Below are 13,150 nucleotides of genomic sequence, written 5' to 3'. Positions count from 1 at the left end.
AATTTAAACAATTTTAAAATAAAGTAACTAATAAGATATAATTTTCTTCTTTTTATGTAAAACTTAAGGAATTAAACAAGACCTAGAAAACTAGGTCTTATAAAAATCAATCTAAACTTATATATTTTGCTGTAAACCAAGCAGTCTTATAGCCATCACTTGCAAAGTAAGTTCCTAGTGCATATCCATTTTCTATTTTATGAATATAAAGCCTTTCACCATTTTTCACATAGCCCATCTTACTGGATGTTTGAGATTTGGTATACCTAGCATCTAATTCTGTAACTACATTTATAACAGTGGCATTAGTATCTATTTTTAAATAATTCTGATTTGCATTAACCCATACCTTTTGAGATTCTGTATTAGGTGTATCTTTCCAATAGATTATAGGCAAATAATTTTTTTTGTCACATACTTCTGGTAAAACTCTTATTCTTTCACCTTTATATATCTCTCCTAAATCTCTATATAAGTTACTTGGATTGTCCCTTGGATCTAAATCAACTATAGCCTTTGCATTAGTTGATTTCAAAAATTTCTCTTTTAAAGAACCTTCCGGATTTTCGGGTCTTGTATCTCCTCCTACTATTTCATCTCCATTTATAGCTTCAGCAATTAACTTTCCTATAATGTCTGGTCCCTTTTCCTTATATATCCTAACATCCTCAGTTGCTTCACAAAAACAAACCTCCACCAAAACAGCTGGCATTGATGTTTTTCTTAATTCATATAGTTTAGGGTTTGTCTTAACACCTCTATTCTTAAGTCCAGTTCCCTTTGAAACATTATCAACTATTCTCTTAGCATATATCTCTGCTTTTCCACCTGCACCATAAATCCAGGTTCCAGTACCTAAAGCCCCTTCATATCTATCATAAGCTTTATCAAAGTGTATTGATATAAATAATTCAACATTATTATCTTCAGCCTTTTGAACTCCTAGATATAAATCAGTATTAACATCAGAATCTCCTGGGGTTACATCTATAACATTATGACCTGCTATGCTTAAATATTTTATTAAAGCTTTATAAACCTTTCTATTTTCAATAGTTTCATCTATTAAAGCACTAGAACCTGTTGCCTGAAAATTATGTCCCCCTCTTACTGCTATTTTCATAAAAATACCTCCTGAAAATATTTTCTTTCACTATATAAATATTTTAAAGAGGCAACTTAAGTTACATTATTCAAAAATTTATTTTTAACTTTATATTATCTATACTTTCCAACCTTTTCATCCATTGTTACTCCGCCTTTTTTATAATCAATTTTAACTATTGATATAACTCTTCCAGCACCTTCTTCTATGCATATTTCTTGAGATTTTTTCACAATTTCTAGCAAATCATCAATTTTTCCTTCCATGGTAGTTTCCATAGGACCAACCTCAAACTTTACTCCTGTTGATTCTATATATTCAATAACCTTATCAACAACTTCATAAAGCCTTGAATCCTCTACTGAGGGAAGTATTTGTAAACTAACATTACAAGTATCCATTTTCTTCACTCCTAATCTTAAAATATTTATAATTTATTCCTTAAACATAAAAATACTATTATTTTAAAGCTTATAATTTCATTTTATCATAAGTAATATATAGATAAATATTCAATTTAATATTTTAAATCCATCTTAATTCAAATTTTATATGCATATAAAACTTACTTCAATAAAAATTTAAAATAAAAAGACAGGCCTAAAGCCTGTCCTTTCATCGTAGTTAATTTAATATATAAACGTCTAAGTTTCTAACGCCCCAGTTAGATGCTTCTGCCTCTGTGTTAAAGAAAAGATCTACCCTGTTTCCTTTTATAGCACCACCTGTATCAGCTGCAATAGCATATCCATATCCTTCAACATATAATTTTGTTCCTAAAGGAATTACACTCGGGTCAACTGCTATTGTACTATATCCATTTGGATCTCTTAAAACATGCATTCCTGACGCAGTATATGCTTCTGCAGAACCTAATGGATGATTATAAGCTGTGGATTTAACACTAAGTTTTTTCTTAAAGTTTATGCTTTCTCCACCTCTACTTAAAGTTTGAGTTTCCTTTGTACCTTTAACAACTTCCTTATTAACAGGCTCTTTTACAACTAGTTCCTGTATAACGTTATTACTTACTTCTTTTCCATTTTCATAAACAAGTTCACGAGTTACTTTTTTCTCTCCATCTTGTCCATCATTTAATACTTCAGTATACGTTTGTGGTTTACTTTCATCCTTTTTAACCTCTGTTGTAAACTCTATAGGATGAACTTCTGTAACTTTTTTTACATCAACCTTTACCACTTCAACGTTCATTCCATCTTTTAAACTTTCTTTTTTGTCTGGTAGTATCTTATCATCATTATCAAAAGATATTCCTTCTGATTTTAACATATTCTCTACATTATCTTCCGCACTAACAATCTCTTTTTCGCCATCTTCTGTTTTTACTTTTACATTAACGGCCTTGTTTATAGTGATTGTTTCATTTTTTGATATTTTACTTTCTAATGAAGGTGTTACTTTGTCTTTAGGTGCTAATGTTATTCCATTATCGTGTAAAGCCCCTTGTACTGTACCTTTATAGGTAACAATCTCCGTTCTCTCTCCATTAACTACTACGTTAAGAGTTTTTCTCATTGAAAATACTACTATTCCTCCAACTAGAACTAACCCCGTCAGTCCTAAGGCTAAAGTTTTATTTCTATTTTCCTTTGAAAACAACTTTTTAATATTTACCATATTATCTCCTCCTTCTGGCAAGTAAAAGTTTTACGCTTCCATGCGAAAGTTATACGCTTTTCTGTATGTCAGAAGGGATTTTACACTTTTTAAGTAAAATACATTACTTATTGTAACCTATTTGTAATTATTAATCAAACAAGCTATTTTACTCATATTCTTACTATTTCTATAAATTCTTAGATATAGGCTGCAAAAACCTTATTTATGTCCATAAATGCTCTACTATACTTCTTCTTCCTTCAAATAATGCATAGTTTTATGCTATTAATTAAAAATTCAGACAATTTAACAGGGTGATTTTAAAGACTTTTTTAGAAAAAAATAAGCTAAATTCTATTAAAATCCAAAGGAACTTTCATAAAAATTTAATACTTTATCTTTCATTTAAATCTCTTAATAGAATCTAGCTTTTTAATTAATATTTATTTTTCATTCATTAAACCTAATTTATCAAATATCATAAATGATATACTTAAAATCATAGCAACTATAGTAGCAAGTCCCATTCCTTTAATTTCTATTGCACCAAATCTTACTGCTATATTACTTAAACCAACTATCATTGTAACTGATGTTAATATTAAGTTTTTTGATTTTGAATAATCAACTTTCTCTTCTATGAAAGTTCTTAATCCTGAGGTGGCTATAGTACCAAATAAAAGTAAACTAACTCCCCCTATTACTGGTGTTGGTATACTCCTTATTAAAGCTGATAAAGTTCCTGAAAATCCCAAGATTACAGAAAGAACTCCAGCTCCACAAATTACGTAGGAACTATAAACCTTTGTTAATGCCATTACTCCAATATTTTCACCATAAGTTGTAGTAGGCACTGATCCAAAAAATCCAGATATCATAGTTGATAAACCATCTCCTAAAAGCGATCTATTAAGTCCAGGATCTTTAGATAAATCTTTCCCAACTATGCTACTTGTTACTACTAAATGACCAACATGCTCTGCAACTACTACAAAGGTTGCAGGTAAAATTGTTAAAATTGCATTTAAACTTGGTTTAGCTATATGTATTTGAGGTATTACAAAAAGACTTGCCTCTTTTACTTGTGTAAAATCTACTAGTCCTAAAAAACAACTAACTAAATATCCAGTAACTATACCTATTAATATAGGTATTACCTTTAAAAATCCTCTTAATAATACTGAAGCTAAAATTACAGTTATTATTGTAATCATTGAAACTAATACCCATGTTGGATTTAAAACCTTAGAATTTGATAAGCCTACTGGGAAACCAGCCATATCTGCCGCTGTTGGTGCTAACTCTAATCCTATTATTGTTACTATAGCTCCCATAGAAGCTGGTGGAAATAATTTTCTAATCCATCCTGTTCCTACAAAACCCACAATGATTGCTATGGTAGCAAACAATAATCCTGATACTACAAATCCACTTTGTACTTCAGTGAAGGAATATCCTTCTCCCATTAAAAGTAATACTGGTGATATAAATGCAAAACTTGATCCTAAATATGCTGGAATTTTTCTTTTTGTTATGAAAGCATATAATAAAGTTCCTATTCCATTAAAGAATAAGACCGTTGCTGGATCAATATTTAAAAGAATTGGTACTAAGACTGATGATCCAAACATTGCAAATAAATGTTGGACACTTAAAGGAATTGCTTTTTTTAGAGGTAAGCTGTCCTCTACTCCTATAACTTCTAGTAGTTCTACCTCTTTATTTTGTACAGATTCTGACATATTATTATCCTCCCTTTTCTAGACTCTCAGGTCTAAATTAAAAGTTTATATAAAATATAGCACACCGTTCATAATAATTCAATATTTTTTTGTCGCATTTTATGTTATAATAAGTATTCATGTGCACAAAAATAGTTTTTTTGCATTAACAAATTATTAAAATTTAAAGAAGAAAGGACAGAACTTAATGATTACAGTAAATAATGTAAGCTTAAGATTTGGTGGAAGAAAACTTTTTGAAGATGTTAACTTAAAGTTTACTCCTGGAAATTGCTATGGAGTTATTGGCGCAAATGGTGCTGGTAAATCTACATTTTTAAAAATATTAGCTGGTGAAATAGAACCTAATACAGGAGAAGTTTCAATTCCTGCTAAAACTAGAGTTTCTGTTTTAAAACAGGATCATTATCAATATGATGATTGTGAAGTTTTAAAAACAGTTATAATGGGAAATCCAAGATTATTTGAAATAATGGAAGAAAAAGATGCTTTATATGCAAAGCCTGATTTTTCTGATGAAGATGGAATAAAAGCTGCTGAACTTGAAGCAGAATTTGCAGATTTAGATGGATGGGAAGCAGAATCAGAGGCTTCTTCATTACTTCAAGGCTTAGGAATAGGTACTGAGCTTCACTATAGCACTGTTGGTGAACTTAAAGGTGATGAGAAAGTTAAGGTTCTTTTAGCTCAAGCTTTATTTGGTAAGCCAGATGTACTTATCCTTGACGAGCCTACAAACCACTTAGACATAAAAGCTATCACTTGGCTTGAAAACTTCTTAGGAAACTTTGAAGGTACAGTTATAGTTGTATCCCATGATAGACATTTCTTAAACATGGTTTGTACACAAATATGTGATGTTGACTTTGGAAAAATCAAATTATACGTTGGTAACTATGATTTCTGGTATGAATCAAGTCAACTTGCACTTCAAATGGCTAAAGACCAAAACAAGAAAAAAGAAGAAAAAATTAAAGAACTTCAAAACTTCATTGCTAGATTCAGTGCTAATGCTTCTAAATCTAAGCAAGCTACTTCTCGTAAGAAGTTATTAGATAAGATTACTTTAGATGATATTCAACCTTCAAGCAGAAAGTATCCTTTCGTTGGATTTAAGCCTGAAAGAGAAGTTGGAAACGACATTTTAGAGGTTAATGGAATATCAAAAACTGTTGATGGAGTTAAACTTCTAGACAATGTAAGTTTCAGAGTTAACAAAGATGATAAGATTGCCTTTGTTGGAAATGAAAGATCAATAACTACTTTATTTAAAATAATAAATGGAGAAATGGAACCAGATTCAGGAGATTATAAGTGGGGTGTAACTATAACTAATGCTTACTTCCCTAAAGATAATACTGAATTCTTTGATGGTTGCGAATTAAACTTAGTTGATTGGCTTAGACAATTCTCTGATGAAAAATCTGAATCTTACTTAAGAGGATTCTTAGGAAGAATGTTATTCTCAGGTGAAGAAGCTCTTAAACAGGCTTCTGTGTTATCAGGAGGAGAAAAGGTTAGATGTATGCTTTCTAAATTAATGCTTAGCTCAGCTAACGTTTTAACTTTAGACCAACCAACTAACCACTTAGACTTAGAATCAATAACAGCAGTAAACAATGGTTTAGCTGATTATAAGAGCGTATTATTATTTGCTTGTCACGACCACCAATTTGTTGAAACTATAGCAAACAGAATCATAGAATTAACTCCAGAAGGAATTAAATTTGATAAAGCTTGCACATATGATGAATATTTAGAGACTAAATAATAAAAAGAGCGTGTGTTGAAATTTTTATTTCAATACATGCTCTCTTCATTTTATACATTAGCATCACTTATAGTTTTAAACTCATACCCTTCTTCTTTATAGTATTTTATTATTTCAGGTAATATTTTTACTGTCTTTTCTTTTCCAAAAGTATCATGCATAAGCAAAACCACTTGATTTTTTCCCTTTGATGTTCTTTTTACATAATCAATCATTTCATTTAAAGTATAAGGTTTTCCTTCTGCATCACCATTTAAAGCATTCCAATCTATACTTACTATTCTATTACTTTCTAAATTATTATTTAACTCTTCTAAATTTCTATCCTTATAATATACTCTACTATTATACCCTCCTGGCATTCTTAAAACATTTGTATCAAACTCAACACCAAGAACATCCCTCATTATATCATTTGTTTTTTTAAATTCATCCATAAAATAATTAACATCTGTTATGTTTCCTGGATAAAGCTTTTTAAAATTATGACTATAACTATGATTGGCAATAGCATTTCCTTCTTCTATTGCTCTTTTTAAACTATCCTTAGGCGCTTGTCCAGAGTCTAATCTAGAACCTAGCATAAAAAAAGTTCCTTTTACATTTTCATTTTTTAATATATCTAAAACTTGTTCTGTAAGTGGACTTGGTCCATCATCAAAGGTAAGAAAAACATATTTTTCATTTCCTTCATAAGACCCCTCTACCATTTTACTAACATCTTTTACATTAACAGCATAGTTTTTACCATCAAAAGTAACATTTCTACCTGGAACAATATCTGTTGACTTATATTGTGGAAGTTCAACTGTAGCTTCTTTCATTGCTAATTCTTTATTCTCACTTTCATTACCTGTATTACCCTTAGCTACTTCTACTTTACTATTTAAAACAATTCTTGTCCCTAAAAAGACCAAAGCAACTATAGCAAGTAATACTACCCCTATTCTTCTTCGTATATATTTTTTCTTTAAAGTTTTATTTTTTCTTTTGCTTAAAGTCTCCTTACTCATAATACCTCCAAAACACAACTTAATTCTATTTAATTATACAAATTTTTCACTCTTGAAATGGTAAACTTTTTATTACAGAATAGTTTTATTTTATGTAATTTTTATTTAATGTTAATATGAAGTTTTTAAATAACATATTTTCTTTATACAAATAGTATACTCAAAACAAAAATTTATATTATTTTATAAAAAAGTAACTCTATCCTTTTTTACTTATTTAATGTAAATAAGTTATTAAATGAATAGAGTTATTTTTAATTAAATTTCATCTTTTTAAATAATTAGTTTAATATTTTATATGATATAAACTCAATATCATAATTATTTACTTCTCCATCTAAATTTAAGTCTGATTTTATACTTAAGTTATTACTATTATCAACTGTTCCCAAATATTTAGATGCAATTGCTAAATCTCCTAAATCCAACTTTTTATCTTCGTTTATATCTCCTGTATATTCATCTATTATCCTCTTATTAAATAACTCTAAAGCATTTTTTAAAGAATCTATTGAATTAAGAATTTCTTGTGAATCACTTGAGTTATTATAAATATCCTCTGCACCATTTAAACTTTCTAGTAAAACTTTCTTACTGCCTTTATGATAATTACCTATTTCAAATCCTTCAACAGAATTTTCAACTTTATTCTTTCCTTCATTAATTAATATATCTAATTCTTTTTTAACACTTTCAAAAGCAGATTTTTCTCCAAATATCTTTAATTCGAAGAAGGATGCCCATATATTATTTGATGGTAAAGTATTAATTTGAAGCTTAACATATCTTACATTATTTTCTTCTAAATTAATTTCACTTAATTGTTTGGCAACTAAATTGTCTGAATTATTATAAACTTCTTTCCATGATTGGCCATCTTCTGATACTAATATTGAAAACCCATAGGCAGCTTCTTTTTCCCATTTAACGCTAATCCCTTCAATATAATAAATATCTCCTAAATCTACTTGCCACCATTGATTAGAATTTCCACTTGATGCACACCATCTAGAACTCTCATCTCCATCATTTCCTTTATTAGCTTCTCTACTTGGTTCATTGGAGCTTGCAGTTGAAGGTTTATTTAAAGCTAAATTTTTTGGAATAACTTTTAAAGTTGATGAAATATTATCTAGAATATCTTCTCCATGTATTCCACTTAAAATATTTATATTTTCTATTATAATATTAGTTGACTCGATTTTTTTCTTAGGAATGAATTTTCCCTCTAGAATCTTTCCACTTCCATTAAATCCTTTGTTTTCCTCTGAAAATTCAAGCTTTACACTTATTTTTCCTGGTTCTTTTTCCTCAGAGGATACTATCTTAAATCCATTTGTTCCAACTAATTCTCCCATTAAATCTAAAACATCATTATCATAAGTTAATAATATATTTAAATTTTTCATATCAACAGCTTTGTCAATAGTTAATCCATATACAAATTCTTCCCCAATTTCTACACTTCCATTTACATTAGAGATTAGTTTTGTATTAGGTTTTGATGGCTTCTCTCCATTTATAATCTTTCTAGTAATACTTTCTAATGACTTCTTAGCTTCATTTACCTCATATCCCAAGTCTACACCATCACCTATTTTATGTCCTCTATCTAAATTCTCTAAAATCTTGTCTACTTCTACTTTCCACTCTGGATAATTTTTTAGTATACTTCTTAATTTTTCATTATCTTGAATTCCTTCTCTAAATCTTTCAAATCTTACTGAACTTCTTTCAGGATAAACAATAAAACAATCTCCTGATTCAAATCTTGTATGATCAGTTGTTTCTAAAGGATTTTCAACCCAGTTGTCAAAAGACCATCTTAAAAATCCATCAATATCAGTTTTAGCTGAATACCATCCAACCCAAGCACTTTCTGCTGGATTAGAGTATGTGAAGAAATTTGGATAATCACCAGTAGCTAAATATAAGGTTGTATTTTGTCCTTTTTCTCTTCTTTCTCTAGCAAAGTTAGCAAACTCTTCTTCATTATGAACTTCTCTTACTGCTACAGACATATCTGAAACCTTATCAGATATTTGATTAACACTACCATAGTTCATAGCTCCAGATATTTTAAGAGGAGTATCCTTTAAAAGTTCAAAAACTGGATTCATGACATTAGCTGGTCTTTCATCCATAGCAATATACGTCATATTCTCCCATCCCTTTGATTTAAGATGAGAAACAAAAGCCTCTATAAACTGCCCCCAATAAGCATTCCATGTATCACTTCCTGGATTCAACTTTTCATAAACTTCTTTTCCTTGTGTCTCATCATAGTAATATACTCTATTATCCCAAGGAACCATGCTATAACAATTTATTTGGTCATCTATTCCTATTTCCATACAAAGTTCTACGTACTTATCAAAATCATCAAAATTGAATTCAAAAGCTCCATTTGATCTTTTTGTCCATTTAACCATAGATTCATATGGATCATAAGTTTGACCATTCCAAGGGTCCTTCACAACTGTAGTAGTTATAACCTTTTGACCTGCATCCTTCAATCTAGTTAAATGCGGTTTTAAATAATTTATATGCTCCTCTGACCATAATGGTACATCAAAATATCTAGCCACAGAATATGGATTTTGCCACATATCTAAATGAAATGTCCAATCTTCTGGTTTAGGTAATGACATATCTAACACTTCTAAATTAACATCAAAAATAACCTCTTCTCCAGATTCCGCTTTAGCTTTTATTGTACCAATATAAAGTCCACTTTCTGCCTCTTCTGGAACGTCTAATGAAAACCATAAAGGTTGAATACTTCTTCTCTCAATAAGCTCTTCTTCATTTATATCTAATATATCAGGTATTAATTTATTATCAGCTCTCACATACTCAATAAAATTAATATTAGAATCAGAAGAATCTATAGTATATCCATTTTCCTTTATAAAATCAGAAACTTCTAACTTTACTCCTTTCATTTCTTTAAATTCAGTCCACAAAACTAACTGAGAATTTAACTTTTCTCCCTTCCAAGAAGTAAGATTTAACTCCTTACTTGAAGATTCTGTTATTATATTTTCATAATCTTCTTTGAAATAATGCTTATCCTTACTTGCAACAAATCCATTTAAAGTACTTTCTATATTAGAATCAACATAAGTGATAACTGGATTCCAGTGAGTATTATCTTGACCTATATTATTCTCTATTCCATTCAACTCAAAATAAATAAAATCTCCTTCTTTTACAGTAGTTATTACATCTAAGTTATAACCGCTAGTATCGTTAAAATTTAACTTTTTCCACTCTTCAGATTCTGGCCAAATCTTATCCTTGTTTTGCATAACTCTAATATTTACTCCATTTCCACCTGTCAAAAGCTTTCTGACATTTCCACCTATTAATATATTCCCATCTCTAGGTGCTTTAAAAGCTAAAACTGCATTTTGATTTGTTCCTGGATGCATTGATGAAGGTTTATAAATTCTACTCCATTCATGAGTTCCTTGCCATATACCACCATCTAAATTAGAATTGTAATTCATATCTTTATATTCACCATTAGAGAATTCTTTATAATACCAATTCCCTTGACCCTGTTCATTTGAGAATCCTTTAGAAAATTCATAAATACTTTGAATCTTATTAGGATCTAAAATAATATTTGAAGTTTTAGCTAATAATCCTTCACTTAAAGTAATATTACAATCTGTTCCATATTTATCTTTAATACTACCTCCATTTAATCTTATATTAGACGCATTATCTAAATCTTTACTATTATCACCTACTGAAACTATATATTTAAAAATAAGTTTGTTACTTCCAGATCCACTTGTATACTCAGCTAATCCTTCTGATTCTTTTCCCACATTAAGAGCTATTTTAGGATTACCTTTTACATAAACTTCTTTATCAAAATTAACTTCAATCTCAATGGAATCACCAACGCCATAAACTCCATCTTTAGTTATAGCCTTAATATCTGTAGCTTTAGGCCCTACTCTATTCTCAACTATTTCATCAATTTCATTTAAATTTAATCTTAAACTTTTTATATATGGCTTATTATATCCTTCTTCCCAATATCCATAAGAAGTTAATACAAAGGTACCATCATCTAAAACTTCATTTCCTGCATATCCACAATCTCCAGATTTTTCAGTAGGAGTAAAGTCTTCCATAAGTCTTATTCTATATAGTCCTTCCCTATTATGAACTAAATCATCATAGGTTCCTACCCAAGCAACCCAGTCACCAGCTACCCATTCATTTTTATCTCCTGTTCCTTTTGGATCTCTTATTATTTCTCTGAAAGTTATTAGTAGTCTTCCTGATATAGGATCATAAGTCGCCTGATGTCTTTCTCCCATTAAAGCTCCTTGCAATTCTACTGGCTCTGTCCAAGTTTCACCTTCATCATTGGAAAATGCAATCATAGAATTATTTTTCTTAGCTTGTGATCTAGCTATTAAAGCTAATTGATTTCCATCTGGAGAACGTAATACTTCAATTTCACATAACTGTGCAGCCTTTTCTATTGAGTTATGCTCTTCTAAAAGCCTAACTGGCTCTGTCCAAACTTCTTCTCCATTTTCATCAAAACTTAAATAAGTTTTCCAGTTATTATAACTAAAATCATGGAAAATCCCCATCCACTTATTATCCATATCTCCATTTTGATCTTTAAGTTGAGTTAAACTAGCATGTGCAACTATTCCTGCATATTTCCCTGTAGGAAAATGATGTTTGAATTCACTCCATGTTTTTCCTTCATCATCTGAATATGCAGTTCTAAAACCTTTCTCTTCGCTTCTTGGAACTCCAGATATCATTTCAATTCTACTTGTTCCATCGGGTTTCTTAATTTTATATATAACAGGAGTTTCCTCACTATTATTCCAACTTACTGGTGTTTCTAATCTATCACTCCAAGTTAATCCTGCATCCTCGCTTTTCTTAAGAACTACCGGTCCTACACCATGTCCCTTTGGATAAACAGCATACATTGTTTTTTTATCATCCATTAGAACTGTTGATGGATGCCCTAAATAAACGTTTTCTTCCTTGTCAACTAAGACTTGTCTATCATTATCTTTTGATAAATCTACAAAAGGAATATCATATCCAATTTTCACTTCTTGTTTACTTAGTTCTTTTACTTCTTCCAAGCTTAAGTATTTATCATATATATCTAAATAATCTATGTTTCCATCAAAATACCATTCACCTTCGCTTTTATTATCTAAATTTCTTCCTATATTCATAGAATTAAGCTCTGTAACCATATTAACATTAACAGGCTCCTCTGATGATGCTACCTCATTACCATCAACATATAGCTTTACTCCAGAATCCCCTAAGGACATAATTCCTATGTGCCAAGAATTATCACCATATTGATTGGTTGATTTTATATTACATAAAAATTTATCATTTTCCCTTATATGAGCATTTAATTTTCCATCAGTTAATGTTAAAGCCAATTCACTAGAAGTATCTCTTGAATCTGATATGCTGAATAAAGTTTTAGCACCATTATTTACATTGGTTTTAAATTTTACAACAATAGTCATTTCTTTTAAACTTTCAACTTTATTAATATCCTTACTTATATCAATATATTCCTTTGAACCATTAGAAAAATCTTCTTTTACTGAATAACTTAATATATAATTACTATGTTTTTTTCCTGTATACTCTAAATTTCCCTTATCAAAAGTACTAGCCAAAACACTAGTTGAAAATAGGTTTACTGCCATCATAACACCCAAGCACTTGCTTATTTTCTTTAAATTCTTTCTTAATCCCATTTATGTCCTCCTAAAACTCTAATTTAAAATAAATAAAACATATCCCTCCTTTTATATAAAAAATTCAAATCATTTTTACCCATTATATGTATACTTTTAATGGGACTTATTTATGTTAA

Annotated in this window: 7 protein-coding genes; 1 reads left to right on the top strand and 6 read right to left on the bottom strand. The window is 29.6% G+C overall.

Annotation, left to right across the window (positions count from 1 at the left end; translation table 11 throughout):
* Positions 1-106: 106 nt before the first annotated feature.
* The 4 genes from ACYUCG_RS04990 to uraA all read right to left on the bottom strand — a co-directional run bounded on the left by ACYUCG_RS04990 (position 107) and on the right by uraA (position 4,467).
* Positions 107-1,123 (bottom strand): N-acetylmuramoyl-L-alanine amidase, encoded by a 1,017-nt coding sequence (locus ACYUCG_RS04990; protein WP_460268231.1) that lies wholly within the window; start codon positions 1,121-1,123, stop codon positions 107-109.
* Positions 1,124-1,218: 95 nt separating this feature from the next.
* A complete protein-coding gene (locus ACYUCG_RS04985) occupies positions 1,219-1,506 on the bottom strand; it encodes a thiamine-binding protein (protein WP_003455890.1) in 288 nt (95 codons plus the stop codon).
* A 223-nt stretch (positions 1,507-1,729) separates the two neighbouring features.
* The gene (locus ACYUCG_RS04980; protein ID WP_460268230.1) at positions 1,730-2,743 is read right to left on the bottom strand and encodes a 3D domain-containing protein; all 1,014 of its coding nucleotides are present in this window, start codon (positions 2,741-2,743) and stop codon (positions 1,730-1,732) included.
* Positions 2,744-3,168: 425 nt separating this feature from the next.
* Positions 3,169-4,467 carry a uracil permease gene (uraA, locus tag ACYUCG_RS04975; RefSeq protein WP_415318819.1) on the bottom strand — a complete coding sequence of 433 codons (1,299 nt, stop codon included), beginning with the start codon at positions 4,465-4,467 and terminating at the stop codon, positions 3,169-3,171.
* 187 nt (positions 4,468-4,654) lie between these two features.
* On the opposite strand from uraA, the gene ACYUCG_RS04970 reads away from it, so the two are divergent.
* Positions 4,655-6,238: an ABC-F family ATP-binding cassette domain-containing protein gene (locus ACYUCG_RS04970; RefSeq protein ID WP_283704573.1), complete on the top strand. Its 1,584-nt coding sequence runs from the start codon at positions 4,655-4,657 to the stop codon at positions 6,236-6,238.
* A 50-nt stretch (positions 6,239-6,288) separates the two neighbouring features.
* Here the strand turns inward: ACYUCG_RS04970 and ACYUCG_RS04965 are convergent, their stop codons facing one another.
* Entirely contained in the window at positions 6,289-7,251 is a 963-nt protein-coding gene (locus ACYUCG_RS04965) for a polysaccharide deacetylase family protein (protein ID WP_060796038.1), read from the bottom strand.
* Positions 7,252-7,532: 281 nt separating this feature from the next.
* On the bottom strand, positions 7,533-13,031 hold the full coding sequence (locus ACYUCG_RS04960) for a glycoside hydrolase domain-containing protein (protein WP_460268229.1): 5,499 nt from the start codon (positions 13,029-13,031) through the stop codon (positions 7,533-7,535).
* Positions 13,032-13,150 lie beyond the last annotated feature (119 nt).

This window comes from Clostridium sp. CTA-17, from assembly GCF_054767895.1.
This window is presented reverse-complemented; position numbering and strand designations above follow the sequence as displayed.

What these genes read in the sequence shown, in the direction of transcription:
- ACYUCG_RS04990 (WP_460268231.1), bottom strand. Translation starts at nt 1,123, where the DNA reads ATGAAAATAGCAGTAAGAGGGGGACATAATTTTCAGGCAACAGGTTCT.
- ACYUCG_RS04985 (WP_003455890.1), bottom strand. Translation starts at nt 1,506, where the DNA reads ATGGATACTTGTAATGTTAGTTTACAAATACTTCCCTCAGTAGAGGAT.
- ACYUCG_RS04980 (WP_460268230.1), bottom strand. Translation starts at nt 2,743, where the DNA reads ATGGTAAATATTAAAAAGTTGTTTTCAAAGGAAAATAGAAATAAAACT.
- uraA (WP_415318819.1), bottom strand. Translation starts at nt 4,467, where the DNA reads ATGTCAGAATCTGTACAAAATAAAGAGGTAGAACTACTAGAAGTTATA.
- ACYUCG_RS04970 (WP_283704573.1), top strand. Translation starts at nt 4,655, where the DNA reads ATGATTACAGTAAATAATGTAAGCTTAAGATTTGGTGGAAGAAAACTT.
- ACYUCG_RS04965 (WP_060796038.1), bottom strand. Translation starts at nt 7,251, where the DNA reads ATGAGTAAGGAGACTTTAAGCAAAAGAAAAAATAAAACTTTAAAGAAA.
- ACYUCG_RS04960 (WP_460268229.1), bottom strand. Translation starts at nt 13,031, where the DNA reads ATGGGATTAAGAAAGAATTTAAAGAAAATAAGCAAGTGCTTGGGTGTT.